The 26905-nt window shown below is 73.5% G+C and carries 27 protein-coding genes, 1 pseudogene and 1 riboswitch; of the genes and pseudogenes, 13 read left to right on the top strand and 15 right to left on the bottom strand.

Features of this window, described 5'->3' with window-relative positions; genetic code table 11:
* The first annotated feature begins 113 nt into the window (after positions 1-113).
* A complete protein-coding gene (locus tag IF61_RS0101720; protein ID WP_030364359.1) occupies positions 114-941 on the top strand; it encodes an ATP-grasp domain-containing protein in 828 nt (275 codons plus the stop codon).
* Between the two features lie 17 nt (positions 942-958).
* Here the strand turns inward: IF61_RS0101720 and IF61_RS0101715 are convergent, their stop codons facing one another.
* The 7 genes and pseudogenes from IF61_RS0101715 to bioB all read right to left on the bottom strand — a co-directional run bounded on the left by IF61_RS0101715 (position 959) and on the right by bioB (position 8960).
* Entirely contained in the window at positions 959-1798 is an 840-nt protein-coding gene (locus IF61_RS0101715; RefSeq protein WP_030364358.1) for an SGNH/GDSL hydrolase family protein, read from the bottom strand.
* A gap of 156 nt (positions 1799-1954) precedes the next feature.
* Positions 1955-2971 carry a hemolysin family protein gene (locus IF61_RS0101710; protein WP_030364357.1) on the bottom strand — a complete coding sequence of 339 codons (1017 nt, stop codon included), beginning with the start codon at positions 2969-2971 and terminating at the stop codon, positions 1955-1957.
* Positions 2968-4317: a hemolysin family protein gene (locus IF61_RS0101705; RefSeq protein WP_030364356.1), complete on the bottom strand. Its 1350-nt coding sequence runs from the start codon at positions 4315-4317 to the stop codon at positions 2968-2970. The genes IF61_RS0101710 and IF61_RS0101705 overlap by 4 nt, the downstream gene beginning before the upstream one ends.
* A 190-nt stretch (positions 4318-4507) precedes the next feature.
* Positions 4508-5173: pseudogene (locus IF61_RS0101700) on the bottom strand (class I SAM-dependent methyltransferase); the annotation flags it as partial.
* A 143-nt stretch (positions 5174-5316) separates the two neighbouring features.
* Positions 5317-6033: a dethiobiotin synthase gene (bioD, locus tag IF61_RS0101695; RefSeq protein ID WP_030364354.1), complete on the bottom strand. Its 717-nt coding sequence runs from the start codon at positions 6031-6033 to the stop codon at positions 5317-5319.
* 457 nt (positions 6034-6490) lie between these two features.
* Complete coding sequence (locus IF61_RS0101690) at positions 6491-7798, bottom strand: adenosylmethionine--8-amino-7-oxononanoate transaminase (protein ID WP_030364353.1); 1308 nt, start codon at positions 7796-7798, stop codon at positions 6491-6493.
* Entirely contained in the window at positions 7791-8960 is a 1170-nt protein-coding gene (bioB, locus tag IF61_RS0101685; RefSeq protein WP_030364352.1) for a biotin synthase BioB, read from the bottom strand. The genes IF61_RS0101690 and bioB overlap by 8 nt, the downstream gene beginning before the upstream one ends.
* Before the next feature lie 191 nt (positions 8961-9151).
* On the opposite strand from bioB, the gene IF61_RS0101680 reads away from it, so the two are divergent.
* Complete coding sequence (locus IF61_RS0101680) at positions 9152-10312, top strand: 8-amino-7-oxononanoate synthase (protein WP_030364351.1); 1161 nt, start codon at positions 9152-9154, stop codon at positions 10310-10312.
* 13 nt (positions 10313-10325) lie between these two features.
* Here IF61_RS0101680 and IF61_RS0101675 read toward each other — a convergent pair whose 3' ends face one another.
* Together IF61_RS0101675 and IF61_RS0101670 are read right to left on the bottom strand one after the other, a co-directional pair.
* A complete protein-coding gene (locus IF61_RS0101675; RefSeq protein WP_030364350.1) occupies positions 10326-10556 on the bottom strand; it encodes a DUF397 domain-containing protein in 231 nt (76 codons plus the stop codon).
* Between the two features lie 9 nt (positions 10557-10565).
* Complete coding sequence (locus tag IF61_RS0101670; RefSeq protein ID WP_030364349.1) at positions 10566-11444, bottom strand: helix-turn-helix domain-containing protein; 879 nt, start codon at positions 11442-11444, stop codon at positions 10566-10568.
* Positions 11445-11749: 305 nt separating this feature from the next.
* On the opposite strand from IF61_RS0101670, the gene IF61_RS0101665 reads away from it, so the two are divergent.
* Positions 11750-12190, top strand: coding sequence for an ATP-binding protein (locus IF61_RS0101665; RefSeq protein WP_030364348.1), 441 nt, complete (start codon positions 11750-11752; stop codon positions 12188-12190).
* A gap of 98 nt (positions 12191-12288) precedes the next feature.
* On the opposite strand, the gene IF61_RS0101660 is transcribed toward IF61_RS0101665, so the two are convergent.
* Entirely contained in the window at positions 12289-12759 is a 471-nt protein-coding gene (locus tag IF61_RS0101660; protein WP_030364347.1) for a C40 family peptidase, read from the bottom strand.
* A 4-nt stretch (positions 12760-12763) separates the two neighbouring features.
* A riboswitch (cyclic di-AMP (ydaO/yuaA leader) is annotated at positions 12764-12939 on the bottom strand.
* A gap of 737 nt (positions 12940-13676) precedes the next feature.
* Between IF61_RS0101660 and IF61_RS0101655 the strand changes: the two genes are divergently transcribed.
* The 9 genes from IF61_RS0101655 to IF61_RS0101615 all read left to right on the top strand — a co-directional run bounded on the left by IF61_RS0101655 (position 13677) and on the right by IF61_RS0101615 (position 21603).
* Entirely contained in the window at positions 13677-13979 is a 303-nt protein-coding gene (locus IF61_RS0101655; RefSeq protein ID WP_030364346.1) for an urease subunit gamma, read from the top strand.
* A gap of 12 nt (positions 13980-13991) precedes the next feature.
* The gene (locus IF61_RS0101650) at positions 13992-14303 is read left to right on the top strand and encodes an urease subunit beta (protein ID WP_030364345.1); all 312 of its coding nucleotides are present in this window, start codon (positions 13992-13994) and stop codon (positions 14301-14303) included.
* Positions 14296-16017 (top strand): urease subunit alpha, encoded by a 1722-nt coding sequence (locus tag IF61_RS0101645; RefSeq protein WP_030364344.1) that lies wholly within the window; start codon positions 14296-14298, stop codon positions 16015-16017. Before IF61_RS0101650 ends, IF61_RS0101645 begins: the two co-directional genes overlap by 8 nt.
* Positions 16017-16757, top strand: coding sequence for an urease accessory protein UreF (locus tag IF61_RS0101640; RefSeq protein ID WP_078659900.1), 741 nt, complete (start codon positions 16017-16019; stop codon positions 16755-16757). Before IF61_RS0101645 ends, IF61_RS0101640 begins: the two co-directional genes overlap by 1 nt.
* Positions 16758-17400: 643 nt before the next feature.
* Positions 17401-18108, top strand: coding sequence for an urease accessory protein UreG (gene ureG, locus IF61_RS0101635; RefSeq protein ID WP_030364342.1), 708 nt, complete (start codon positions 17401-17403; stop codon positions 18106-18108).
* Positions 18066-18917: an urease accessory protein UreD gene (locus tag IF61_RS0101630; RefSeq protein ID WP_397945352.1), complete on the top strand. Its 852-nt coding sequence runs from the start codon at positions 18066-18068 to the stop codon at positions 18915-18917. The genes ureG and IF61_RS0101630 overlap by 43 nt, the downstream gene beginning before the upstream one ends.
* Before the next feature lie 161 nt (positions 18918-19078).
* Entirely contained in the window at positions 19079-20680 is a 1602-nt protein-coding gene (locus IF61_RS0101625; RefSeq protein ID WP_030364340.1) for an alpha/beta hydrolase, read from the top strand.
* Between the two features lie 176 nt (positions 20681-20856).
* A complete protein-coding gene (locus IF61_RS0101620) occupies positions 20857-21057 on the top strand; it encodes a hypothetical protein (RefSeq protein ID WP_078659919.1) in 201 nt (66 codons plus the stop codon).
* Between the two features lie 129 nt (positions 21058-21186).
* The gene (locus IF61_RS0101615) at positions 21187-21603 is read left to right on the top strand and encodes an SSI family serine proteinase inhibitor (RefSeq protein WP_030364338.1); all 417 of its coding nucleotides are present in this window, start codon (positions 21187-21189) and stop codon (positions 21601-21603) included.
* 45 nt (positions 21604-21648) lie between these two features.
* Here the strand turns inward: IF61_RS0101615 and IF61_RS36170 are convergent, their stop codons facing one another.
* From IF61_RS36170 to IF61_RS0101590, 5 genes are all read right to left on the bottom strand, one after another.
* The gene (locus tag IF61_RS36170) at positions 21649-21807 is read right to left on the bottom strand and encodes a hypothetical protein (protein ID WP_030364337.1); all 159 of its coding nucleotides are present in this window, start codon (positions 21805-21807) and stop codon (positions 21649-21651) included.
* Between the two features lie 131 nt (positions 21808-21938).
* Positions 21939-22892: a cytochrome c oxidase assembly protein gene (locus IF61_RS0101605; RefSeq protein ID WP_030364336.1), complete on the bottom strand. Its 954-nt coding sequence runs from the start codon at positions 22890-22892 to the stop codon at positions 21939-21941.
* A gap of 113 nt (positions 22893-23005) precedes the next feature.
* On the bottom strand, positions 23006-24031 hold the full coding sequence (locus tag IF61_RS0101600) for a 6-phosphofructokinase (RefSeq protein WP_030364335.1): 1026 nt from the start codon (positions 24029-24031) through the stop codon (positions 23006-23008).
* Positions 24032-24151: 120 nt separating this feature from the next.
* Positions 24152-24880, bottom strand: a complete 729-nt coding sequence (locus tag IF61_RS0101595; protein ID WP_030364334.1) for a type 1 glutamine amidotransferase — start codon at positions 24878-24880, stop codon at positions 24152-24154.
* Positions 24881-24909: 29 nt separating this feature from the next.
* Complete coding sequence (locus tag IF61_RS0101590) at positions 24910-26148, bottom strand: MurT ligase domain-containing protein (protein ID WP_030364333.1); 1239 nt, start codon at positions 26146-26148, stop codon at positions 24910-24912.
* A 177-nt stretch (positions 26149-26325) separates the two neighbouring features.
* On the opposite strand from IF61_RS0101590, the gene def reads away from it, so the two are divergent.
* Positions 26326-26901 (top strand): peptide deformylase, encoded by a 576-nt coding sequence (gene def / locus IF61_RS0101585; protein WP_030364332.1) that lies wholly within the window; start codon positions 26326-26328, stop codon positions 26899-26901.
* Positions 26902-26905 lie beyond the last annotated feature (4 nt).

Raw genomic sequence — 26905 nt, 5'->3', positions numbered from 1 at the left:
CTCCTTCGCTCGGTAACACCGGACGATCTCCGTCTGACCTGCACGGATATCATCGACCGGACAGCCCGTGGGCCGTCAATGGGGCCCCTGGGCAGCACCGTGTCAGGAGAGCCATGCCGTCCGCCCAGCCCCGTGTCCTCTACGTCACCGACCTCGCCTACCCGGCGCGCGGGCGCAGGTACTGCGACGAGGACATCTTCCTGTCCTCCCGGCTGCGCGAGGACTTCGACGTCGCCCTGTGCCACCCGCTCGACGCCGCCGCGCTGATGGACGCCTTCGACGCCGTCGTGGTCCGCAACAGCGGGCCCGTGCTGCACTACCAGGCCGCGTACGACGACTTCGCGCGCCGCGCGGCCGAGGGCGGCGTGCGCGTCTACAACCAGCTGACAGGCAAGGCCGACATGGCCGGCAAGCAGTACCTGCTGGACCTCACCGCCGCCGGCCACCCGGTCATCCCGACCGTCGACCGCCCCGAGGACACCGGCCTGCTGCCCGCCGCCGACGAGTACGTGGTCAAGCCGAAGCTCGGCGCGGACTCCATAGGCCTGCGCTTCGTCCCGCGCGAGGAGCTCGCGGACCTCTCCTACGAGGGCGTCCTCGTCCAGCCGCGGATCCGCTTCCGCTACGAGGTGTCGTTCTACTTCGTCGACGACGCCTTCCAGTACGCCCTCCACGCGCCCGACCCCGACCGCCGCTGGGAGCTCGTGCCGTACGAGCCCACCGCGGAGGACCTGGCCTTCGCGCAGCGCTTCGTCGAGTGGAACGGGATCGAGCACGGCATCCAGCGCGTGGACGCCTGCCGCGCCCCCGGGGGCGAGCTGCTGCTGGTCGAGCTGGAGGACCTCAACCCGTACCTGTCCCTGGACCTCGTGGCCCCGCAGACGCGCGACGCCTTCGTCGCCGCCTTCAAGGCCGCGCTGCACCGGCTGCTGGAGAGCTGAGCCGGCGGGGGAGGGGCCTACGGCTGCGCCCGCAGCCACCCCGTCACGTCGCCGGTCCCGGCCCCGCCGGCCGGCGGCGTCACCCAGAACGCACGGCCCTCGGCCGCGCTGAAGTGCGCGCCCGCCCGGCCGTCACCGGACGAGCGGCCCGTCAGGCGGCGCCCGATCCACGGCACGAGGTGCTCGCGCGTGAAGCGGGCGTCGGAGGCGCGCCGCGCCGCCCAGCCGGCGCGGACGGCCGGGGGCAGGGGCGCGCGCCAGTCGTCCTCCGGCTCGTGGCCGAGCGCCTGCCACACGGCCTCGGCCACCCGCCGGTGCCCCTCGGCGTTCAGGTGCAGGCGGTCGTCGGCCCACAGCCGCGCGTCGCCCAGCACCTCGGCGCCGAAGAGGTCCACGACCACGGCCCCGTGCCGCTCGGCCAGCGCGTCGACGAACGAGAACAGCTGCTCCATGCGGGGGCGGAACCGCTCCAGGACCGGGCCGCGCCGGCCGGGGCTGCGCATCAGCACCAGCTGCTTGCAGCTCGGCGCGAGCCGGTCCACGGCCTCGGCCAGCCGGGCGCACACCTCGTCCACGTCGCACTTGGGCCGCAGCACGTCGTTCAGGCCGCCCACCAGCGTCACCAGGTCCGCGCCCAGCGCGGCGGCCGGCGCGGACTGCTCGTCCGCGATCTGGCCGATCAGCTTGCCGCGCACGGCGAGGTTCGCGTAGCGGAAGCCGGGGCTGCGGGCCGCCAGCCGTGCGGCGAGGAGATCGGCCCAGCCCCGGTAGGAGCCGTCCGGCAGGCCGTCGGACATGCCCTCGGTGAAGGAGTCCCCGACCGCGACAAAACTGGTGTACATGGCATTCATCTGCATGGCCCGGGCGATCCTACTCCCCGCAGCCGGACCGCCCGGTGCCGGCCGCCGGGTCAAGGGTGCGCCGCACCCTTGAATCCGCCGCAGCGGCGCGCGACCACGACGGTGGCGTCCCGCGGTGCCGTACCGGCCGGGACCGAGGAGAGCCGGGGCCGGTCAGAGCGCCGGGCGCCCCACCAGCTCGCGCAGCAGGTCCTCCAGCGTGACCAGCCCGGCCAGCTTGCCGTCCTCGCCGGTCACCCCGGCGAGGTGCGTTCCCGTGCCGCGCATCGTGGTGATGACGTCGTCCAGCGGCGTCGTCGCCGGGACCGTCGCGATCCGGCGCATCCGCTGCAGCGGGAAGGGGAAGTCCCGCGGCCGGGCGTCCAGGGCGTCCTTCACGTGCAGGTAGCCCAGGATGCGGCCCGTCGTGTCCACCACCGGGAACCGCGAGAACCCGGAGTCGGCCGACAGCCGCTCCAGCCCCTCGGGCGTGATGCCCAGCGGTGCGGAGACCACGCGCTCGACGGGCGTGACCACGTCCTGCACCGGGCGCTTGCCCAGCTCCAGGGCGTCGCGCAGCCGCTCCGTGGCCCGCGAGTCGAGCAGGCCGGCCGCGCTGGAGTCGGCGACGATCCGCGCGAGCTGATCGTCCGAGTACGTCGCCGCCACCTCGCCCTTCGGCTCCACCCGCAACAGCTTCAGCAGGACGTTGGCGAAGGAGTTGATGGCGAAGACGAACGGGCGCAGCGCCCGCGCCAGGGCGACCAGCGGCGGGCCGAGCCGCAGGGCGGTGCGCACCGGCTCGGCCAGCGCGATGTTCTTCGGCACCATCTCGCCGAACAGCATGTGCAGGTACGTCGCCACGGCCAGCGCGATGACGAACGAGACGGGGTGGACCAGGCCGTGCGGCACCCCGAGGACGTCGAAGACGGGCTCCAGCAGGTGGGCGATCGCGGGCTCGGCGACCACGCCCAGGACCAGCGTGCACAGCGTGATGCCGAGCTGGGCCGCGGCCATCAGCGCCGAGATGTGCCGCAGGCCCCACAGGACGCTGCGGGCGCGCCGGTCGCCCCGGTCGGCGTAGGGCTCGATCTGGCTGCGGCGGACCGAGATGAGGGCGAACTCCGCGCCCACGAAGAAGGCGTTGACGACGAGCGTCGCCAGACCGATCAGCAGCTGGACGAAGGTCATCGGCCGGCCTCCCCCGGGATCCCGGTGCCGGTGTCCGCGTCCGCGGGCGGCCCGGTCAGGCGGACGCGGGCCGCGCGGTGACCGGTCGCGTCGACGACGTCGACGCGCCAGCCCGCGACCTCCACGGTGTCGCCGCGGACGGGGATCCGGCCGAGCTCGGTGGCTACGAGACCGGCCAGGGTCTCGTACGGCCCGTCCGGCGCGTGCAGCCCGATGATCTCCAGTTGGTCGGTGCGGGCCGCGCCGTCCGCGTCGTACAGCGGGCGGCCGTCGGCGTCCGTGCCGGCGGGCGCGAGGTCGGGCACCTCGCGGGGGTCGTGCTCGTCGCGGACCTCGCCGACGACCTCCTCCACGATATCCTCCAGGGTGACGACGCCGGCGGTGCCGCCGTACTCGTCGATGACGACGGCCATCGTGCGCTTGCCCGACAGCCGGTCCAGGAGCCGGTCCACCGTCAGCGACTCCGGTACGAGCAGCGGCTCGCGCAGGATCGAGGTGACGGGGTGGCGGGGGCGCCGGTCGGCGGGTATCGCCAGTACGTCCTTGATGTGGGCGACGCCGACGACCGTGTCCAGGCTGCCCCGGTAGACGGGGAAGCGGGACAGGCCGGTCGCGCGGGTGGCGTTCGCGACGTCCTCCGCGGTGGCCTGGGCGTCCAGGGCGATGACCTGGACGCGGGGCGTCATCACGTTCTCCGCCGTCAGGTCGGCGAGGCTCAGGGTCCGCACGAACAGCTCGGCGGCGTCCGCCTCCAGGGTGCCCTCCTTGGCGGAGTGGCGGGCCAGCGCGGCCAGCTCCTGCGGGCCGCGCGCGGAGGCCAGCTCCTCGGCGGGCTCCAGCCCCATCCGGTGCAGGGTCCGGTTCGCGGTGTTGTTCAGGTGCCGGATCAGCGGGCGGAACGCGGCGGAGAACGCGCGCTGCGGGCCCGCGACCCGCTTGGCGACCGGCAGCGGCCGGGAGATCGCCCAGTTCTTCGGGACGAGCTCGCCGACCACCATCAGCACGACGGTGGACAGCACCGTGGCCAGCACCAGGGCTGTGGAGGAAGCCGCGGCGGCGCCGAGGCCGATCGCCTCCATCGGGCCCGTGAGCAGCGCCGCGATGGACGGCTTGGAGATCATGCCGATGATCAGGCCGGTGACGGTGATGCCGAGCTGGGCACCGGAGAGCTGGAAGGTGAGGCTGCGCACGGCCTGGATCGCGCCCGCCGCGCCGCGCTCGCCGTTCTCGGCGGCGCGCTCGAGGTCGGCGCGCTCGACGGTGGTGAGCGAGAACTCCGCCGCGACGAAGACGGCGCAGGCCAGCGTCAGCAGCAGGGCGACCACCAGCAGGACTACCTCGGTCATCGGTTCACCTCCGTTCCATGATCGGACGGAGGGACGGGGACCGCGCGATGTCGGCTGCGGGGGCTACTGGGAGGCTCGCCCATGGGCGGCCCGCCGGACCCGCCGGACCCGCCGGACCCGCCGGACCCGCCGGACCCGCCGGACCCGCCGGACCCGCCGGACCCGCCGGACCCGCCGGGCCCGGCACGGCGGGCCGTCTGGCCACGCCCAGGACACAGGGCGAGGCCGGGGTCGGCACCCGCGTCTGCGGGACCCGCAGCCGGCTGTACGCACCGAGCTCGAACCCCGCCGCCTCGATCGACGCCAGCGGATCCCGCGCCGTGTGACACCCGCCGAACAGCAGCGGCCAGAGTGTCCGGTCCAGGGCGTGCTGCGTGACGGCCAGTGCCCGGCCCTCCGCCCGCCCGTGCTCGAAGAACCGCAGCTCACCGCCCGGCCGGAGCACCCGCCGCAGCTCCGCCAGCGCGCGCCGCACGTCCCGTACGGAGCACAGCACCAGCGAGGTCACCGCCGCGTCGAACGCCTCGCTCTTCACCGGCAGCGCCTCGGCCGCGCCCGGCACCACATCCACCGGGACGCCCGCCCGCACCGCCGCGTCCACCGCGATCCTGCGCAGCTCGCGCTCCGGCTCGATCGCCACCACCTCGGAGACCGCCGGCGGGTAGAAGGGGAAGTTCAGGCCGTTCCCCGCGCCGATCTCGATCACCCGGCCCGACAGGCCGGCCAGCAGCTCGCGCCGGTGCTCCCCGATGCCCGCCCGCTCGTCGATGATCGGGCTCACCTTGGCGTAGAAGCGGGCGAAGACCGGATGGTGCACGGCGTCGTGCGGCAACCTGGTGCTCCGAAGCGGCGGCATGGCACACACCCCTTTCCGGGGACGACGGCTACCGCGATTGTTCCCCGGCCGGACCGGCCCGCACCGTCGCCGCGCCGCAAGCTCCGCTGCGGCCGCGGCAGTTGGGGCGGGCGGGGCGCGTGGGGTGGCCGGGGCGGGCGGGTTCAGCGGTGGGCCGCGGCGAAGTCTCCGGCGTCCCAGGTGCCGGACAGCTCCGGCGCCAGCCAGGCGGGGGCCGCCGTACGGAAGGCCTCCGGCGGGAGGGCTCCCGCGCCCTCCGGGACCGCGCCCAGCAGCGGGGCGCCGGCCGCCTCCGGAAGGTCGGCGAGGTTGCAGCGCATGGCCAGGTCCGGGGCGGCCGGCCAGCTGCCGATCACGACGCCCCGGCAGCGCAGGTCCCGCGCGCGCAGCGCCTCCGCGGTGAGGGCGGTCGTGTTGAGGGTGCCGAGGCCGGCCCGCGCGACGACCAGGACGGGGGCGTCCAGCAGGCGCGCCACGTCCGCGAGGGTCGCGCCCTCCTCATCCAGGCGGACGAGGAGGCCGCCGGCGCCCTCGACGAGGACCAGGTCGTGGCTCTCCGCGAGCCGCGCGGCCGCCTCCGCGATCTCCTTCGGGCGGACGGGGGAGAGGCCCGCCCGGGCCGCGGCCGTGCCCGGCGCGAGCGGCTCGGGGAACCGCGCGAGCTCCTCCCCGGTCACCGCGTCCCCGGCGAGCCGCCGCACCTCGGCGACGTCACCGGGCTCGCCCGGGGCGACCCCCGTCTGCGCGGGCTTGAGCACGGCGACGGTGCGGCTCGCGGCGCGCGCCGCCGCCGCGACGGCCGCGGTGACGACGGTCTTGCCGACCTCGGTGCCGGTGCCGGTGACGACGAGTACGGTCATGAATGTCCTCAGCTCTCTACGGTCTGCCTACGGTCTGCGGCGGGCCGGCCCGGCACCGCCGGACACCACGGCTGTGGCTGAGCGCCGCTGCGGCGGGGGAGAGCGCGTGCGCCACAGCGCAGCGCACGGCATCTCCTGCGCCTCGCTCGCCCGGTCCGGCCCACTGCCCGCCTCTGCCGCCGCCGCAGCGGTGCCCGGCCACGATGTCGCAGTCCGGCGGTGCCGAACAACCGGCTGACGTGGTTCCCGGGGCCGGGGGCACCGGGCGCCTCATGGCCTGGCAGGCAGCCCACCCCTCCCTCCGCCGCAGCGGTGCTCAGCCACAACGCCGCAGTCCGGCGGTGCCGCGCCGGCCGCGCCCCGAGGTGCGTCGCTCACCCCCGCCGGAGGTTCCGCCCCCGCCGGAGGTTCCGTCCGCGCCGCGGCGGGGAACCCCGCGTCCTGCGACGACCCGCCGTCAGGCGACCCGCGCCGCCGCGCACACCGCCCCGCACACCCGGGCCACGTCCTCGTCGTCCGTCACGTACGGCGGCATCACGTACAGCAGGTCGCGGAAGGGCCGCAGCCAGACGCCTTCGCGGACGGCCGCCCGCGTCGCGGCCGCGACGTCGGCCTCGTGGTCGAGCTGGACGACGCCGATCGCGCCGAGCACCCGGACGTCCCGGACGCCCGGCAGCGAGGCCGCCTCGGCGAGGCCGTTCCGCAGGCCGGCCTCGATCCGCTTGACCTCCGTCTGCCAGTCCTGGCCCAGGAGAAGATCGATCGAGGCGCCTGCGACCGCCGCGGCGAGCGGGTTGCCCATGAACGTCGGCCCGTGCGCCAGCACCGGCACCTCGCCCTGCGAGATGCCGCCGGCGACCCGCGTCGTGCACAGCGTCGCCGCCATCGTCAGGTAGCCGCCGGTGAGCGCCTTGCCGAGGCACATCACGTCGGGCGTGACCCCGGCGTGCTCGGCCGCGAACAGCCGGCCCGTACGGCCGAAGCCGGTGGCGATCTCGTCGAAGACGAGGAGCACGTCATGCTCGTCGCACGCGTCCCGCAGGACCCGCAGCAACGCCGGATCGTGGAAGCGCATCCCGCCCGCACCCTGCACCACCGGTTCGACGATGACCGCCGCGAGCTCGTGGGCATGGGCGGCGAGCGTCTCGCGCAGGTGCGCCGCGTACGCCGCGACGGCCTCCGGGCCCGTGGACAGAGCCGGCGGCGCGTCGGCGAAGACGTGCTTCGGGAGCGCCCCGGACCACAGCTCGTGCATCCCGCCGTCGGGGTCGCACACGGCCATCGGCTGCCACGTGTCCCCGTGGTAGCCGCCGCGCCACGTCATCAGGCGCCGCTTCTCCGGCCGCCCGGCCGAGCGCCAGTACTGCAGGCACATCTTGACGGCCACCTCGACCGACACCGAACCGGAGTCGGCGAGGAAGACGTGTTCCAGGCCCTCGGGGGTGATCTCCACCAGCCGGGCGGCGAGCCGCACGGCCGGCTCGTGGGTGAGCCCGCCGAACATCACGTGGCTCATCCGCCCCAGCTGCGCCTGCGCGGCCTCGTTGAGGACGGGGTGGTTGTAGCCGTGGACGGCGGACCACCACGAGGACATCCCGTCGATCAGCTCGCCCACGCCGTCTACTGGCTCGGCGAGCCGCAGCCGCACCCCCGACGCGGACGCGACGAGCAGCGGCTCCTGGCGGCCCGGCATCGGACCGTAGGGGTGCCACACGTGCTGCCGGTCGAGGGCGAGGAGCTCACCGGGGGTGAGCGGCTCAGGCATTGGGCGGCAGGTCCGTGCCCGCGCCCCGGCGCCGCACGGCGACCAGGTCCGTACGCGCGTCCTGGCCGGCGACGGCCTCGGAGGCGGCGACCGTGGGGGAGTCGTCCCCGCAGGGCCCGCACGAGCCCCCGCCGCAGCCCGCGGCCGCGACGGCGTCCGCCCGGTGCGCCGGCAGGGTCGTCTCGCCCGCGCCCTCGACCTCGAACCCGGCGTCCGCGATCATGTCAAGGTCGGCCTTGCCCTCCTGGCCCTCGCTGGTCAGGTAGTCGCCGAGGAAGATCGAGTTGACCAGGTGCAGGGCGAGCGGCTGCATCGACCGCAGGTGCACCTCGCGCCCGCCCGCCAGCCGGACCTCCACGTCCGGGCAGACGAACCGCACCATGGCGAGGATGCGCAGCGCCCGCTGCGGCGTGAGGTTCCACTCCTTGGCCAGCGGCGTGCCCTCGAAGGGGATGAGGAAGTTCACCGGCACCGAGTCCGGGTCCAGCGCCCGCAGCGAGAAGACGACGTCGACCAGGTCCTCGTCGGTCTCGCCCATGCCCGCGATCAGGCCGGAGCAGGCGGACATGCCCGCCGCCTGGGCCTGCTGCACGGTGTCGACGCGGTCGGCGTAGGTGTGGGTGGTGGTGATGCCGCCGTAGGTGGCTTCGGAGGTGTTGAGGTTGTGGTTGTACGCATCGGCGCCCGCGGCGCGCAGCCGCTCGGCCTGTCCGTTGGAGAGCAGTCCGAGGCACGCGCACACCTCGACGTCCTCGTTCTGCTCCTTGATCGCCTCGATGGTCTTCGAGACGCGGTCGATGTCCCGGTCCGTGGGCCCGCGCCCGCTGGCGACCAGGCAGACCCGCTTCGCGCCGCCCGCGACACCGGCCGCCGCGGCCTTGGAGGCGTCCTCCGGCTTGAGCCAGGTGTACTTGAGGATCTCGGCCTTGGAGCCGAGCCGCTGCGAGCAGTACGAGCAGTCCTCGGGGCAGAGCCCCGACTTCAGGTTGACGAGGTAGTTGAGCTTCACCCGGCGCCCGAACCACTTGCGGCGCACCTTGCCGGCCGCGGCCACCACGTCGAGCAGGTCGTCGTCGGAGGTCGCCAGTACGGCGAGTGCCTCTTCACGGCTCGGCAGCTCGCGCCGCAGCCCCTTGTCCACCAGCGTGTTCAGCAGGTCCATGGCGGTGATCCTCGCTCACGGCCGCACTCTCGGCCAAGGTAGGGATTACACAACAGGGGCGGATTGATGTGTGTGTATTGCCACACCCTGACCAGGAGTGACGGCCGCTACGTTCTAGGGAGGTTCTATCCGGGCTCCACAGAACGCTCCGCGGAACCGGCCCAGCCCCCTGGAACGCGAAGGACGGCCGCATGCCTCAGGACGACGCCTTCGGCTGGATCGACGCCCACCACGAGCGGCGCCTCGCGGCCGGTCTCGTACGGACCCTGCGGCCGCGCCCGGCCGACGCGCCGCTGGTGGACCTGGCGGGCAACGACTACCTCGGCCTCACCCGCCACCCGGAGGTCACCGAGGCCGCCGCGGCGGCCGCCCGGCAGTGGGGCGCGGGCGCGACCGGCTCCCGCCTGGTCACCGGAAGCACCGACCTGCACGCCCGGCTGGAGGCGGAGCTCGCCGCGTTCTGCGGCTTCGAGGCGGCGCTCATCTTCTCCTCCGGCTACACCGCCAACCTCGCCGCCGTCACCGCGCTCGCCGGACCGGGCGCCGGGGCCGGCGGGGCCCTGCTCGTCTCCGACGAGGGCAACCACGCCTCGCTGATCGACGGCTGCCGGCTCGCCCGCGCCGAGAAGGCGATCGTGCCGCACGCCGACCCCGCCGCCGTCCGCAAGGCCCTCGCCACGCACGCCGGCCGCGCCCTGGCCGTCACCGACTCCGTCTTCTCCGTCGACGGCGACGCGGCCCCGCTGACCGCACTGGCCGCGGCGTGCCGCGAGCACGGCGCGGCGCTGCTCGTGGACGACGCGCACGGGCTCGGCGTCCTCGGCGAGGGCGGCCGCGGCGCGCTGCACGCGGCGGGGCTCGCGGGCGCCCCGGACGTCGTCGCCACGGTCACCCTGTCGAAGGCGCTCGGCAGCCAGGGCGGTGCGGTGCTCGGCCCCGCGCGCGTGATCCGGCACCTCGTGAGCAACGCCCGGACGTTCATCTTCGACACCGGCCTCGCCCCGGCGGCGGCCGGCGCCGCGCTGGCGGCCCTCACGGTGCTGCGCCGCGAGCCGCAGCGCGCGGTCCGGGTCCGGGAGATCGCCGCCGAGCTGCACCGCAGGGTCGTGGCGGCGGGCCTCCAGGCGGTACGGCCCGACGCGGCGGTGGTGTCCGTCCGCGCGCCCTCGCCGGAGGCGGCGGTGCGGTGGGCGGCGGACTGCCGGGAGGCCGGCTTCGCGGTCGGCTGCTTCCGGCCGCCGTCCGTGCCGGACGGCATCTCACGGCTGCGGCTGACCGCCCGGGCGGATCTGACGGACGGACAGGTGACGGCGGCGGCCGGCGCGATCGTACGGACCGCGCCGGCCGTGTAAGCCCGCGGCGGTCCTAGCGGAGGCCGGCGCGCAGCCCGTCGACGAAGCAGGTCCACGAGGCGGATCGGAAGAGCAGGGCGGGACCGGCTGTGTTCTTGGAGTCGCGCACGGCGAGGAAACGGCCCGGGAGCGGCCCGGCCGTCTCGACGCAGTTGTTGTATCCGGTGCTGTAGCTACTGCGCCGCCACAAGGCGCCGCGGAGAAGCGAAGGGGCGGCAGGTACGTACCGAGGCATTGCGGACATGGTGCCTCCTTACGCGCCGTCGTTGATCCCGGCGATGAATTCCAGTGAGTTCTCGTGCGAGAGCGCGTGTTCGCGCAGCGTCGTGAATGCCGCGCCGTACGCCCGGAGGTCTTCTTTCCGCTCCAGGTAGAGGCTACTCGTCAAGTGGTCGAGAACAACCACATCCAGATCAGCAATGCGCGGAAATGAGAAGATAACAAAAGGCCCGGTGATGCCGATATGGCCGCCACTGGAGAACGGCAGGACGTGCAGCCGTACATGCCGCAACGACCCCGTCTCCACCAGGTGCCGCAGCTGTCCGGCCATGACCTCCGGTCCGCCCACCTCATGGTGCAATACCGCCTCGTCCAGCACGGCGCACACCTCCAGCGGCTGCTCGCCCCGCAGCACCGCCTGCCGCGCCATGCGCACCCGCACCAGCTCCTCGACCTGTTCCGGAGCGGGATCGCCCAGTGCCGCACGCGTCACGGCCCGGGCGTAGTCGGGCGTCTGCAGCAGGCCGGGCACCACGGCGGTCTCCAGGGTGCTTAACCGCGACGCCTCCGACTCCAGGCTGATGAAGTCCAGATAGGCCGGCGGCAGCCGGTCGCGGTAGGCGTACCACCAGCCGCGCCGGGCCCCCGCGCCCTCGCCCGGCGCGGGCGACCCCGCCCCGCACAGCGCCCCCAGCAGCGCGCGCAGTTCGGAGTCGGTGACCCCGTAGGCGTCCAGGAGCCGTGCCACGTCCGCCGGTTTCACGCCACTGGCGCCCGTCTCGATCCGGCTGACCTTCGACTGGTGCCAGCCCACCGCGCGCGCGGCCTCCAGGCTCGTCAGCTCGGCCAGCTCGCGCTGGCGGCGCAGCTCCGCACCCAGCTTGCGGCGGCGCACCGCCGGTCCGTACCGCATTCGGCCCTGCCCTCCCCTAGATCACTGCCACTGTCACTGACATACGTCAGTGTCAATAGCCCAGTGTGCCGGGCGAATACGGTCGCTCGTCGTAGAGTTCACTGCTTTGGGCGACAGATATATGCATATCTTGGGGGATCGCTCCCATCACAGGCGTTATCAGTGGCAGGCTGTCGCACAGAGCCGCCCGAGGCCGCTCACGACTCCCACTGACGTACGGCATGCTCCCCGATTTCCGTGGCGGTGCACCGGCGGTGTACGGGGGTCCGGCTTTCGGCGGGACCTCGGCTGAAAGGGCCACCGCCATGGCAGCAGACCACCAAGAAGCCACCGTCACTCTGCCGAGCGCCCCCGGCTCGGTGTCTACGGCGCGGCGCTACGTCGCGGAGGTGCTGGCTGACTGGGGGCTGCCGGGCGGGACCGACACCGCCGAGACCGTACGCCTGATCGTCTCGGAGCTCGCCACCAACGCCGTGCAGCACACCCGGGGCCAGTCGCCCACCTTCACCGTGGACGTCCGCCTCGACCGCGACCAGCAGCTGCGCATCGGGGTCACGGACAGCCACCCCCGCTTCCCCCGGCGGCTGCCCGCCGCGGTCCAGCAGGACAACGGCCGCGGCATGGTGATCATCCGCTGTCTCACCGCGGAGTACGGGGGGCGGCTGTTCTTCACCCCGACCTCCGACGGCGGCAAGACGGTGTGGATCTCCCTCCCCTGGACCGTGCCGGTCAGCGCCGAGCGCTGAACTCCCCTCCGGCCGGCCAGGCCCCCCGCACGGGGTGCGGGGGGCCTCGGGCCCTTTCGGGGCGGTTGCGGGCTCATTCGCCCGGGGGTGCCGGCGGATCAGCCGACCCGGCCGTAGCGGACGCTGTTGGTCCAGATCCGCTCCAGGCGGACGACCGCGCCCGTCTTGGGAGCGTGCCAGATCCTCCCGTCCCCGGCGTATATCCCGACGTGGTAGATGCCGCGCCCGGAGATGAAGAAGACCAGGTCGCCGCGTTCGCGTGCGGACCGCGAGATGTGCTGCGTGCTGTTGTACTGCTGGGCGGCGGTGCGGGGCAGGGACTTGCCGGCCCGCTTGAAGGAGTAGAGCGTGAGGCCCGAGCAGTCGAACCGGTAGGGTCCGGTCGCTCCCCACTGATACGGGGAGCCCTGCTTCGAGGCCGCGATCCGGAGTGCCGTGGTGGAGACGGAAGACGCCTCCGCCTCTGCCGCGCCGCCCGGTGCCAGCACCGTGGCACCTACTGCGGCGAGAGTGAGGGCCGATGCGGCACCGGCCCTGGACAGCTTCGACGGACGTTTGTGCGCGCCCATGCGCTAACCCTTCGTCAGCCGCCTGTGAAGGATGACCTGTCGGGTTCGGGCAGGCGAAGGTTGCCCGGCCGTGGTCAACGGCTTCACCCCAAGGGCCGACCGCACTACTCTTGGTCGTCCCACCACTCTTGGGTCCTCCATCCCTGCCGTGCACTCAAGTCGACCCGGCATCCCGTCGGCGGCAGGGTTCGGCGTCCGCCGGGACCGCCCCGCCGGGGTGGCGGGGTCTTGTCGTCGCAGGGATCTTGGCGCAGCCGCCGCGCGGATTCCGAGCGGAACCGGGGGTATGTGAGGCTGATCACTTCTGGGTAATTCCGGTGGACACAGGGCGAATTGATGGTGTGCGCGCAAGCCGGCTGAGCCGCTGGCCTGCGGCGGTTCATACCCGGCCGGGCGCAATCCGGCCGTCCGCCCCAAATCGATCACCACGCCCCGTCTACGCCGTGATCCTCCATGGGACGGAGCCGGGTTTATTCGCGTGCGGACCCCCGGCCCTCCGGCGCACATGGCGCGGAGATCCCTTCGCCCCCGGCGCTCTGCGCCGGAGCCCCGTACCGCCCGCGTCGGCACGGCCCGTTCACATCTCCCGTTCGCCCGGTTCGCACACCCCTGCGAACCGGGCGGCGGTCGCGGCACGGCGACGGCGGCGTCTGCGCTGCCCGTAGCCGGCGGTACGTGTCGTGCGGGCGGACGGCCATGATCCGGCCCAGAAGATCCAGTAGATGCATCCGACAGCGGGCCCGCAGGGCTATGGCCATGGCAGCGCAAAGAGTCAGTTAACGCGTTGGAAAAGGTTCGGCCCTAATCTGCAATCCCTGGCTCCCGGCCGAAGAACCCCAGGTCAACACCGTGTTGAACTTCGGGTGGCGGCCCGGTGTGTCCATCCGGGACCCCGGGACGACAGTGAGGTGGCACGCATGCAACTCTCCCCGCGTGAGCAGGAACGCCTGCTCCTCCACGTGGCGGCCGACGTCGCCGCGCGGCGCAAGGCCCGTGGCCTGCTCCTCAACCACCCCGAGGCGGTGGCCCTCATCACCGTGCACGTCCTGGAAGGCGCCCGGGACGGCCGCACCGTCGCCGAGCTCATGTCCTCCGGACGCAAGGTGCTCACCCGGGACGAGGTCATGGAGGGCATCCCCGAGATGATCCCCGACGTCCAGGTCGAGGCCACCTTCCCCGACGGCACCAAGCTCGTCACCGTCCACGAACCCATCTGCTGAAGGGGCGGACCGATGATTCCCGGAGAGATCCTGCACGCCGCCGAGCCCGTGGCCCTCAACCAGGGCCTGCACCGCACCCGGCTCACCGTGCTCAACGCCGCCGACCGCCCGGTGCAGGTCGGCTCGCACTACCACTTCGCCGAGGCCAACCCCGGCCTCGACTTCGACCGGACCGCGGCCCGCGGCAAGCGCCTCGACATCGCCGCGGGCACCGCCGTCCGCTTCGAGCCGGGCATCCCCGTCCAGGTCGACCTCGTGCCCATCGGCGGCAAGCGCATCGTCGAGGGCCTGCGCGGCGAGTGCGGGGGACCGCTCGATGAGTGAGCTCAGCCGCGTCGCCTACGCCGACCTCTACGGGCCCACCGCCGGCGACCGCGTCCGCCTCGCCGACACCGGCCTCGTCATCGAGATCGAGGAGGACCGCAGCGGCGGCCCCGGCCACGCCGGCGACGAGGCCGTCTTCGGCGGCGGCAAGGTCATCCGCGAGTCCATGGGCCAGTCCCGCGCGACCCGCGCCGACGGCGCCCCCGACACCGTCATCACCGGCGCGCTCGTCCTCGACCACTGGGGCATCGTCAAGGCCGACGTCGGGATCCGCGACGGCCGCATCACCGGCATCGGCAAGGCCGGCAACCCCGACACCATGGACGGCGTCCACCCCGACCTCGTCATCGGCCCCGAGACCGAGATCATCGCCGGCAACGGGAAGATCCTCACCGCCGGCGCCGTCGACGCCCACGTCCACTTCATCTGCCCGCAGGCCGCCGACGAGGCACTCGCCTCCGGCGTCACCACCCTGCTCGGCGGCGGCACCGGGCCCGCCGAGGGCAGCAAGGCCACCACCATCACCCCCGGCGCCTGGCACCTCGCCCGGATGTTCGAGGCGATGGAGGGGTACCCGGTCAACGTCGGCCTGCTGGGCAAGGGCAACACCGTCTCGTACGACTCGATGCGCGCCCAGCTGCGGGCCGGCGCCGTCGGCTTCAAGATCCACGAGGACTGGGGGGCGACACCCGCAGCCATCGACGCCTGCCTCGCCGTGTGCGAGGAGAGCGGCGCCCAGCTCGCCGTCCACACCGACACCCTCAACGAGGCCGGCTTCGTCGGCGACACCCTCGCCGCCATCGCCGGCCGCTCCATCCACGCCTACCACACCGAAGGCGCCGGCGGCGGGCACGCGCCCGACATCATCACCGTCGTCTCCGAGGCCAACGTCCTGCCCAGCTCCACCAACCCCACCCGGCCGCACACCGTCAACACCGTCGACGAACACCTCGACATGCTGATGGTCTGCCACCACCTCAACCCGGCCGTCCCCGAAGACCTCGCCTTCGCCGAATCCCGCATCCGGCCCGGCACCATCGCCGCCGAGGACGTCCTGCACGACCTCGGAGCCATCTCCATCATCTCCTCCGACTCCCAGGCCATGGGCCGCATCGGGGAGGTCGTCCTGCGCACCTGGCAGACCGCGCACGTGATGAAGAAGCGCCGCGGCGCCCTGCCCGGCGACGGCCCCGCCGACAACGCCCGGGCCCGGCGCTACGTCGCCAAATACACCATCAACCCCGCCGTCGCACAGGGCCTCGACCACGAGATCGGCTCCGTGGAACAGGGCAAGCTCGCCGACCTCGTGCTCTGGGACCCCGCCTTCTTCGGCGTACGCCCGCAGCTCGTCATCAAGGGCGGCCAGATAGCCTACGCCCAGATGGGCGACGCCAACGCCTCCATCCCCACCCCGCAACCCGTCCTGCCCCGGCCCATGTTCGGCGCCCACGGCCGCGCCCCCGCCGCCAACTCCCTCAACTTCGTCACCCAGTGGGCCATGGACGACGGCCTCCCGGAACGGCTGGGGCTGGGCAAGCGATTCGTTCCCATACGGTCCACGCGCGGCGTGACCAAGGCCGACATGCGCAACAACGACGCCAGGCCGAGGGTCGAGGTCGACCCCGACACGTTCACGGTCACCGTCGACGGAGAAGTCATCGAACCGCAGCCGGCGGCGGAACTGCCGATGGCCCAGCGCTACTTCCTGTTCTGATGACAGGGACCACCGAAGCCGCAGTGGCCGCCCCGCCGGGGGCGCCCGCCCCCGGGCCGGGCCGCGGCGGAATCGCCGCCCTCCTCGTCCTCGCCGACGGGCGCTTCCCCGCCGGAGGGCACGCGCACTCCGGCGGGGCCGAGGCCGCCGTCAAAGCCGGGCGGATCACCGACGGGCCGTCCCTGGAGGAGTTCTGCCGGGGACGGCTGCACACCGCCGGGCTCACCGCCGCCGCCCTCGCCGCCGCGGCCGCCGCCGGGCTCGACCCGCTCGCCCTCGACGACGCCGCGGACGCCCGCACCCCCGCACCCGCCCTGCGCGCCACCGCCCGGCGCCTCGGCCGGCAGCTCATGCGCGCCGCCCGCGCCACATGGCCCTCGGACGCGCTCGACGCCCTCGCCGCGGCCCGGCCGCGCGGCGCCCACCAACCGGTCGTCCTCGGCCTCACGGCCCGGTCCGCCGGACTGGGCCCGCTGGACGCGGCCTACGCCTGCGTCTACGAGTCGGTCAGCGGCCCGGCCACCGCGGTCGTACGCCTGCTGAGCCTCGACCCGTTCGACGCGACGGCCGTCCTGGCCCGGCTCGCACCCGCGATGGACACTGTCGCCGGGCGTGCCGTCGACGCCGCGGCGCGGGCCGTCCTGGAGGGCCCGGACGCCCTCCCGGCCTCCGCGGCGCCGCTGCTGGACATCACGGCGGAGCTCCACGCGGCGTGGCCCGTACGACTCTTCGCAAGCTGATGCGCGCCATCGCCCGCGCGGCGCTGCGGCGCCCGCCCACTCCGCCGGACACACGCCGCGGTGGCGCGCCGCCGTCGCGGCGGAATCGTTCTGCCGGCACCGGGGCGAGCGGGCTTCTCCGCCACGACGGCGGTCGACCACGACACGGCGGCCCGCCGATGTCAGCCTTTCACCGGGCGGTCTGCCGGGCTCGTGCCGCGGGAGGCTTTCTCCGCCGCGACGGCGATCGGCCACAACGTGGCATCCCGGCGGTGCCGGACTGTGCCAGGGCCGCGTCGGCTCCGTTCACCGGGCGGTCTGCCGGCTCGTGGCGCGGTGGTCTTCTCCGCCGCGGCGGCGATCGGCCACGCCGTGGGATCCCGGCGGTGCCGGACGGCGCCAGGGCCGCGTCGGCTCCGTTCACCGGGCGATCCGGCGGGCTCGTGGCGCGGTGGTCTTCTCCGCCGCGGCGGCGATCGGCCACGCCGTGGCATCCCGGCGGTGCCGGATCGCGTCCGGATCGCGCCGGCTCCCGTCACCAGGCCGTCACCACCATGTGTACCTCCGCCGGAACGGCGGACAACTCTCCGCCGCAACGGCGAAGGCCCGGCGGCATCCGTAGCCACCGGAACCCTGTCGACCACCGAACCCACCCGGAGGGACCATGCACCGCGACCACCCCGAGACCTACCCCCACCGCCACACCTACAGCGCCCCTTCCCCCGTCCGCCCCGACGGCTCGCGCCGTGCCCTGCGGATCGGGCTCGGCGGGCCCGTCGGGTCCGGTAAGACGGCGACCGTCGCCGCCCTCTGCCGCGCGCTGCGCGACGAGCTGTCCGTCGCCGTCGTCACCAACGACATCTACACCCGCGAAGACGCGGAGTTCCTGCTGCGCAACGCCGTCCTGCCGCCGGAGCGGATCACCGCCGTGGAGACCGGGGCCTGCCCGCACACCGCGATCCGTGACGACATCTCCGCCAACCTGGAGGCCGTGGAGGACCTGGAGGCTGTGGCTTCCTCCTCGGGGGCGGGGCCGCTGGACCTCGTCCTGGTCGAGTCCGGCGGCGACAACCTCACCGCGACCTTCTCCAAGGGTCTGGTGGACGCCCAGATCTTCGTCATCGACGTCGCGGGCGGCGACGACATCCCGCGTAAGGGCGGCCCCGGCATCACCACCGCCGACCTGCTCGTCGTCAACAAGACGGACCTCGCCCCGTACGTCGGCGTCGACCTGGAGGGCATGGCGCGCGACGCGAAGGCGCAGCGCGGCGAGCTCCCCGCCGTCTTCACCTCCCTCGTCACCGAGGGCGGCGTGGAGCCGGTCACCGCGTGGGTGCGCGCGCAGCTCGCCGCGTGGACCGCGGCGCCGTGACCACGGCCCTCGCCCCGGCGGGGCCCGGCCTGCTGGCCTCCGCGCGGGTCGTCGCCGTGGCCGACGGCAGGGGCGGCACCGCGCTGCCCGTCCTCGACGGCGCCGGCCCGTTCGCGCTGCGGCGCCTGCGCTCGGTGGGGCGCGAGGCGCGCGTGTGTCTGGTGGGCGCGATGAGCGCCCCGCTGGGCGGCGACGCCCTCGCGCTCTCCGCCGAGGTGGGGGACGGCGCCGCGCTGCACTTCCGCACCACGGCCGCCACCATCGCCCTGCCGGGCCGTACGGGCGCGCCGGCCACGTACGACGTCCGCATCCGGGTCGGCGACGGCGCGGTGCTGCACTGGCTGCCCGAGCCGCTGATCTCGGCCCGCGGCGGCGAGCTGCGGATGACCACGACCGTAGAACTCGCCCCGACCGCCCGGCTGGTGTTCCGGGAGGAGCAGATCCTGGGCCGCGCGGGGGAGCGGCCGGGGCGGCTGACCGCCCGGCTGACTGTCCGTCACGGGGGGCGCCCGCTCTACGACCAGGAGCTGTCGTACGGGCCGGGGGCACCCGGCTGGGACGGCGGGGCGGTCCTGGGCGGCCACCGGGCGGCCGGGCAACTCCTCGTCGTGGACCCGGCCTTCGCGGCGCGTCCGCCCGCGCCCCGGGTCCTCGGGCCGACGGCCGTCGCCGCCCCGCTGGCCGGACCGGCCGTCGTCGTGAGCGCGGTGGCGCCGGACGGCCTGCAGCTCCGGACGCTGCTCGAAGACGGCCGCTCGGGGGTGGATTTCGGTATACAACCTGATACGGATGTTCCGGTACGGCAGTGACGAAATACGCCACTCGTGGCACGCCGTGTTTCGTCATTCTTACGGATTAGTAAAGAACGCTCGTACGATCTGTCCATTGTGGGATAGGAGACGAAAGGATCCCCTTGCAGCATTGCGATCTCCGCCGCCTCAAGCGGCGTACCTTGCAGGGGGATTCCTACGTGAGACACACGTCAATACTCGGCGCGGCCGGCACCCTGGTGACCGGCGCGCTGGTGGCCGGGTTCCTGACCGCCCCGGCCGCCGGCGCGAGCGAGCCCGTGCCGGGCGGGGCCGCCGAGGCCCGCGGCGCGAAGGTGGCCGCCGATCGCGCGGCCAAGGCGGGCGTCAAGTGGCAGGACTGTCCTGCCGCCTGGGGCCTCGAGAAGCCCATCCAGTGCGGCTACGTCACGGTTCCCGTCGACTACGCCAAGCCCGACGGGCCCACCATCAAGATCGCAGTGGACCGGGCACGCTCGACCGGTACCGCGAGCGAGCGTCAGGGGGCCCTCCTCTACAACCCCGGCGGCCCCGGCGGCTCCGGCATGAAGTTCCCGCGCCGGATCACCACCAAGGCCCCGCTGTGGGCCAAGACGGCGAAGGCGTACGACTTCGTGGGCTTCGACCCGCGCGGCGTCGGCCACTCCGCCCCGATCTCCTGCATCGACCCGCAGAAGTTCGTCGCGGCCCCGAAGGCCGACCCGGTGCCCGACAGCGAGGCCGACAAGCGCGCCCAGCGCAAGCTGGCCCGCGAGTACGCCGACGGCTGCGCCGAGCGCAGTGGCAAGCTGCTGCCGTACCTCACCACGGCGAACACCGCGCGCGACGTCGACGTCGTCCGGGCCGCCCTCGGCGAGAAGAAGCTCAACTACCTGGGCGTCTCCTACGGCACCTACCTCGGCGCCGTCTACGGCACCCTCTTCCCGGGCCACGTCCGCCGCCTGGTCGTCGACAGCGTCGTCAACCCGGACCGGGACAACATCTGGTACCAGGCCAACCTGGAGCAGGACGTCGCCTTCGAGTCCCGCTTCAAGGACTGGGAGACGTGGGTCGCCAAGCACGACGACGCCTTCCACCTCGGCACCACGCAGGCCCAGGTCCAGCAGGGCTGGGAGAAGCTGCGGGCCGAGGCCAAGAAGAAGCCCATAGGCGGGGTCGTCGGCCCGGCCGAGCTGATCAACTTCTTCCAGGGCGCGGCGTACTACGACACCTCGTGGGTCCCGGTCGCCGAGACCTGGAGCAAGTACGTCGCCGGTGACGAGAAGGCGCTCGTCGAGGCCGCCGGCCCCGACCTGTCCAACACCGCGGGCAACATCGCCTCGGAGAACAGCAACGCCGTCTACACCGCGGTCGAGTGCGCGGACGCCAAGTGGCCCACCAGCTGGGCCAAGTGGGACCGCGACAACACCCGCATCCACCGCAAGGCGCCCTTCATGACCTGGGCCAACGCGTGGATGAACCTGCCGTGCGCCACGTGGAAGGCCCCCCAGGGGAACCCCATCGAGGTCACGACCCACAAGGGTCTCCCGCAGACCCTGATCATCCAGAGCGAGCGTGACGCCGCGACCCCGTACGAGGGCGCCGTGGAGCTGCACAAGCGCTTCAAGAGCTCCCGTCTGATCACGGAGAAGGACGCCGGCTCGCACGGTGTCACGGGCGAGGCCAACCCCTGCGTCAACGCCCGGCTCGACGCCTACCTCGTCGACGGCAAGCTCGACGCCCAGGACGTGACGTGCGCCCCGCACGCCACCCCCGAGCCCCCGAAGGCCGCCGCGGCGAAGTAGTCCCACCGCACCGCACCGTGGCGCCCCGGTCCTCCCGGACCGGGGCGCCACCTGCGTTGTCGCCGCGCTTCGGGCGCCATCGGGAGGGTTTTTGGCTGGATGACCATTTGATGAGCATTCTGCAAAGCTCGACGGTTCTCGGTGTTTTGGCCGCCCGTCCCTCGTAGCCTGTGCACATGCCCGTCAACCCGGACCTCACCCAGTCGCCCGAGGAGATCAACGACGCGATCCGTGCGTTCCTGGCCGAGCGCCGCGGCCGGATGCTCAACGGCGAGGAGCGCAGGGCCTACGAGCGGTTGCGGGCGGAGTGGCTGGTGGCGGTGCGGGACGGTGCGGCGGCGGCCGTGTCGTCCTCCTCGTGCGCCGGAGCGCAGTAGGGTGACTCCTCCCGCGGCCGGCCGGGTGGCCGGCCGCTGCCGCCCGGGGGACGGTGCGGCGCGGCGGCTTGCCGGGCCCGGTCCGCGCGCGATGGCCTTGACCCGGGCACCCCGCTCCAGGAGGCACCGATGTCCCTACCCCGTACCGCCGTGGCCGCCTCGGCGGCCGCCGCCGCGCTGCTCCTCCTCGCCGCACCGCGGGCCGCGGCGGACGGCAAGCCGGGCCGGCCGGGCGCCGGCGGCACCGACGGGCGGTTCTTCCTCACCGTCTCCGGCGCGCAGAACACCTGGATCCGCGGGGTGCAGCTGAGCTGCCCGGACGCCGACGGCCACCACCCGCACGCCGCCGAGGCGTGCACGACGCTGAACAAGGCGAAGGGCGACCCCGGCCGGGTGCCCGGCGCGGAGCACCGGTGCACCCGCCAGTACGACCCCGTGACCGCGACCGCCGAAGGCGAGTGGAACGGCCGCCCCGTCGTCTGGCACAGGACCTTCCCCAATGCCTGCGCGCTCGACGCGGCGACCGGGCCCGTCTTCCGCTTCTGAGGCCCTTCTGACTGGGCCCGCCGCCGGGCCTTACGGGCCCTCCGCTCACGTCCCCCGGGCGACGAGCGTCCCTATCGTCAGCAACGACAGCATCACCCATGCGAACCACAGCCAGCCGTCGCTGCCGATCGTCACCGAATACGCGGTCACCACGACGAGGCCCCCCACCGTCAGCCCCGCCATCGCCTTCGCCGATCCGGGCATTCCCGCACCTCCTCACGGCGGCCCGTGAGCGCGCCGACGCGCGAGGGGCCGCGGCCTGGAGTCCATCGTCTCCCGGCCGCGGCCCCTGCCGCCAGATCCCGTGCGCCCCGCCTCCCTCGTGCGCCCGCCCCTCAGCTCTCCTGCGAGCGCAGCGAGGCGAGGTAGGCGTTGTACGCCTCCAGCTCCTTGTCGCCGTTGCGGTCCGCGGCGCGGTCGGAGCGCCGGGCCTGCCGCTGCTCGGAGCGGTACCACTGGTAGGCCAGCGCGAGCAGCACCACGACCGACGGGATCTCGCTGAACGCCCAGGCGATGCCACCGCCCGCCTGCTGGTCCTCCAGCGCGTCGATGCCCAGCGAGGCCGGCGGGTGCATGTACGTGCCGATCATCGGCTCGGACGCCATCATCAGCGCGATGCCGAAGAACGCGTGGAAGGGCATGCCCGCGAACAGCTCCAGCATCCGCATCACGTAGCCCGGCCGGTGCGGGCCCGGGTCCACGCCCATGATCGGCCAGAAGAACACCAGGCCCACGGCGAGGAAGTGGACCATCATCGCGATGTGGCCCGTCCTGGACTCCATCAGGAAGTCGAAGAGCGGCGTGAAGTACAGCGCGTACAGGCTCGCGATGAACAGCGGGATCGTGAACACCGGGTGCGTGATGACCCGCATGTAGCGGCTGTGGAGCAGCGAGACCAGCCACTCGCGCGGACCCCTGCGGCCGCGCCCGGCCGCCGGCAGCGCCCGCAGCGTCAGCGTCACCGGCGCGCCGAGCAGGACCAGGATCGGCGAGAGCATGCTGATGACCATGTGCTGCACCATGTGCACGCTGAACATGACCATGCCGTAGTCGTTGAGCTTGGTGCACATCACCAGCCACACGGTCAGCACACCGAGGGCGAACGCGACGGTCCGGCCCACCGGCCAGGCGTCGCCGCGGCGCCGCAGCCGGACCACCGCCCAGCCGTAGAGGGCCAGCGCCAGCAGACAGCCGGTCATGAAGAACGGGTCGCCACTGAACTGCAGACCCCGCTCCAGCGTGAACGGCGGCATGTCCATGTGCATCATGCCGTGCCCGCTGTGATCCATCCGCTCTCTCCCATTTCGCACCGATGCGCCGGAACCAGAGTAGAGGCGCCCCGGGCCGCGTCCGCGGCCGGGGGCGCCCCGCCCGGGACCGGGTCAGAGCGGGTCAGGGCGGGTCAGAGCACGCACTCGACCTCGGTGTACCGCTCCTGCGGCACGGTCTTGAGCCGCTCGACGGCCTTCGCGAGGGGCACCAGCGTGATGTCCGTGCCGCGCAGGGCCGTCATCATCCCGAACGCCCCGCGGTGCGCCGCCTCCACGGCGTGCCAGCCGAACCGGGTCGCGAGGACGCGGTCGTACGCGGTCGGGGTGCCGCCGCGCTGCACGTGGCCGAGGATCACCGGGCGGGCCTCCTTGCCCAGGCGCCGCTCCAGCTCCCCGGCGAGCTGCCGGGCCACCCCGGCGAACCGCTCGTGCCCGTAGACGTCCGTGGCGCCGGTCTCGAAGGCCATGGAGCCCTCGCGCGGCTTGGCGCCCTCGGCGACGACGACGATCGCGAAGCGCTTGCCGGCCTCGAAGCGCCGGCCCACGACCTCGGTCAGCTCGTCGATGCCGAAGGGCCGCTCGGGCACGACGATGGCGTGGGCGCCGGCGGCCATGCCCGAGTGCAGGGCGATCCAGCCGGTGTGCCGGCCCATCACCTCGACGATGAGCACGCGCTGGTGGGACTCGGCGGTGGTCTTGAGCCGGTCCAGGGCCTCGGTGGCCACGCCGACGGCGGTGTCGAAGCCGAACGTGACGTCCGTCGAGGCGATGTCGTTGTCGATGGTCTTCGGCACGCCGACGATCGGCAGGCCGGCGTCCGACAGCAGCCGGGCGGCCTTGAGCGTGCCCTCGCCGCCGATCGGGATGACGGCGTCCAGGCCGAGGTCGGCCACGTGGCCCTTGGCCCGCTCGACGCCGTCCCGCAGCTGTGCGGGCTGGACGCGGGAGGAGCCGAGGATCGTGCCGCCGGTGGCCAGGATGCCGGCCACGGCGTCCAGGTCGAGCCTGCGGTGGTCGCCTTCGAGGAGGCCCTTCCAGCCGTCGTGGAAGCCGATGACCTCGTCGCCGTGGTCGACGACCGCGCGGTGCACGACGGACCTGATGACGGCGTTCAGACCGGGGCAGTCGCCACCGGAGGTGAGTACACCAATGCGCATGACAGGGAGAAACCTTCGCAACAGGGCGGGGGACCGGACCCCGTCGTCCGGTTGCGTCCCCGCCACCCTAACCGCGATGGGTGGCGGGGGACGCGACCGTCCGTCATGCGGTCGGCAGGGCTACGCCGACTGGGTCGCCGCGGCGATCCGCTCGGCGCGCAGCGCCTCGTACCAGCGGTCGTCGACCGGCGGCAGGGCGTTGACGTCCAGCGCCAGCTTGATCAGCATGTCCGAGATGTGCGGGTTGCGGGCCATCACCGGGCCGTGCATGTACGTACCGAAGACGGTGTCGTTGTACGCACCCTCGAAGCCGTCGCCCGAGCCGTTGCCGTTGCCGTAGCGCACGCGGGCGAACGGGCGGGCCGTCGGGCCGAGGTGGGTGACGCCCTGGTGGTTCTCGAAGCCCGTCAGCGGCGGCAGGCCCAGCGGCTCGTCGATGTCCGCGAGGACGTCGCCGACGCAGCGCTCGCCCTCGCCGCGGGTGCTGATGACGTCGAGCAGGCCGAGGCCCTGCTCGCGCTGGCCCAGGTCGTTGACGAACTCGTGGCCCAGGATCTGGTAGCCGGCGCAGACCGAGAAGACGATCGCGCCGTTGGCGACGGCCCGGTTCAGGCCGCCGTCGCGGCGCAGCCGCTCGGCCGCGAGCCGCTGCGGGCGGTCCTCACCGCCGCCGATCAGATAGATGTCCCCGGAGGTCGGGATGGGCTGGTCGGACCGGATGTCGACGCGCTGGACATCCAGCCGGCGCTGGCGCGCCCGCCGCTCCAGGACCAGGACGTTGCCCTGGTCGCCGTAGGTGCTGAGCAGGTCGGGGTAGACCCACACCACACGCAGACTGTTCTGGCTCATGCTCACAATCCTGTCAAGTGTTGCGGGGGTCAGTTGCCGACGCGGCGGCGGACGTCCTGGAACGCCGTGTAGTTGGCGATCAGCTCGATCTTGCCGGGCGGGCACTGCTGCACGGCCTCGTCGACGGTCTCGCAGACCCGGAAGTCCAGGCCCGCGACCTCGAGCCGGACGGCCAGGTCCAGCTTGCGGTCGCCGATGACGAAGATCGGGTGGCCGGCGAGGCGCGGGTAGTCCACGTCCCACAGCCACGAGGTGTCGGTGCCGTCGGCGCCGCGGGCGTTGACCGCGAGGATCACCGGCGCCGGCGGCCCGTCGATCAGCGAGAACGTCTCCAGCCAGCCGGCCGGGTTCTTGGCCAGCAGCAGCCGGATGTCGCGGCCGAGGAACTGCACCACGTCGAACCGGCCCGCCACCGCCTGCACCTGGTACATCCGCTCCAGCGCGACCTGCGGCGGGACGCCGAAGGTGGCCGCGACGGCCGCGGAGGTGGTGGCGTTCGCCTTGTTGGCCCGGCCCGGCAGCTGCAGGTGGATCGGCCAGGCCGAACCGTGCGGGTCGAGGACGTAGTCGCCCGACAGCGCCCAGCTCGGGGTCGGCCGGCGGAAGCCGCACTCGCCGCAGAACCAGTCGTCGCCGGGGCGCTGCATCACGCCGCCGCACGACGGGCACGACCAGGCGTCGTCCTTCCACTCCTGGCCGGCCGCCACCCACACCACGTTCGGCGAGGAGGAGGCGGCCCACACGATCAGCGGGTCGTCCGCGTTCGCGATGATCACTGCCTTGGTGCCGGCCAGGCCCTCACGCCACTTCTCGGCGAGCATGCGCGTCTCCGCGGCCCGGTCGAGCTGGTCGCGCGAGAGGTTCAGCAGCGCTATGGCCTTGGGGGAGACGTCCCGGGCGACACCCGCCAGGTACTTCTCGTCCACCTCGATCACGCCGTAGCGCGCGTCCGAGCCGCCCGCCAGCGCCGAGGTGATGCCCGCGGGCATGTTCGCGCCCAGCGCGTTCGACACGACCGGGCCGCTGGCGCGCAGCGCCTCGGCGATCAGCCGGGTCGTGGTCGTCTTGCCGTTGGTGGCCGACACCAGGACCACGTCCAGGTGGGTCGCCAGCCGGGCCAGCAGGTCGGGGTCGAGCTTGAGCGCGACCTTGCCGCCGATCACCGATCCGCTGCCGCGGCCCGCGGCCCGCGACACCGCCGCAGCCGCCTTGCCCGCCGTCACGGCCAGCTTGGCCCGCGGCGACAGTGGCCCCGAGTTGCCTGCCATCGTCCTAGATCCTCCTTGTTCCGGCGCCGTGCCCGTCCCTGGTCCGCCGGTGGTGGAACGCCCCCTCCGTGCCGAATCGCCAGCCAGGAGGCCCGGTCGGGGATCAGCCTATCGAGATCCGGCCGCAGGCCCGAACCGGCCGTCCACGTAGCGCGAGGTTGACCGTAGGGTTGGCGCATGCGAAACGGCTCGATCCCCGGCAGTTCCGGACGTGTGCGGCCCATGCGGCTGCTCGGCGACCCGGGGCTCGGCACCCCCTGTGAGGACGTCACGGACTTCGACGACGGCCTCGCGCGGCTCGTCGAGGACATGTTCGCGACCATGTACGCGGCGAACGGCGTGGGCCTCGCCGCCAACCAGATCGGCGTCCCGCTGCGCGTCTTCGTCTACGACTGCCCGGACGACGAGGACCGCCGCCACCTGGGGCATCTGGTCAACCCCCGGCTCGTCGAGGCCGACGGGATCACCGTCCGCGGGCCGGAGGGCTGCCTGTCCGTCCCCGGCATCGAGGCGGGCACGCCGCGCTTCGACCACGCCGTCGTCGAGGGCTTCACCCTGGACGGCTCGCGGGTGCGCGTGGCCGGCACCGGGTTCTTCGCCCGGTGCCTGCAGCACGAGTGCGACCACCTCGACGGCGGGCTCTACCTGGACCACGTGACGGGGCTGCGCCGCCGCCGGGCGCTGCGGGCCGTACGCCGTGCGCCGTGGGCCGGGCGCACGGAGGCGCGGCCGGAGCCGGCCCGTACGGCGTAGGACG

This window comes from Streptomyces roseoverticillatus (assembly GCF_000719265.1).
In the GTDB taxonomy this organism is placed as follows: domain Bacteria; phylum Actinomycetota; class Actinomycetes; order Streptomycetales; family Streptomycetaceae; genus Streptomyces; species Streptomyces roseoverticillatus.
The sequence above is the reverse complement of the archived record's forward strand: the minus strand, read 5'-3'. Positions and strand labels throughout refer to the sequence as shown.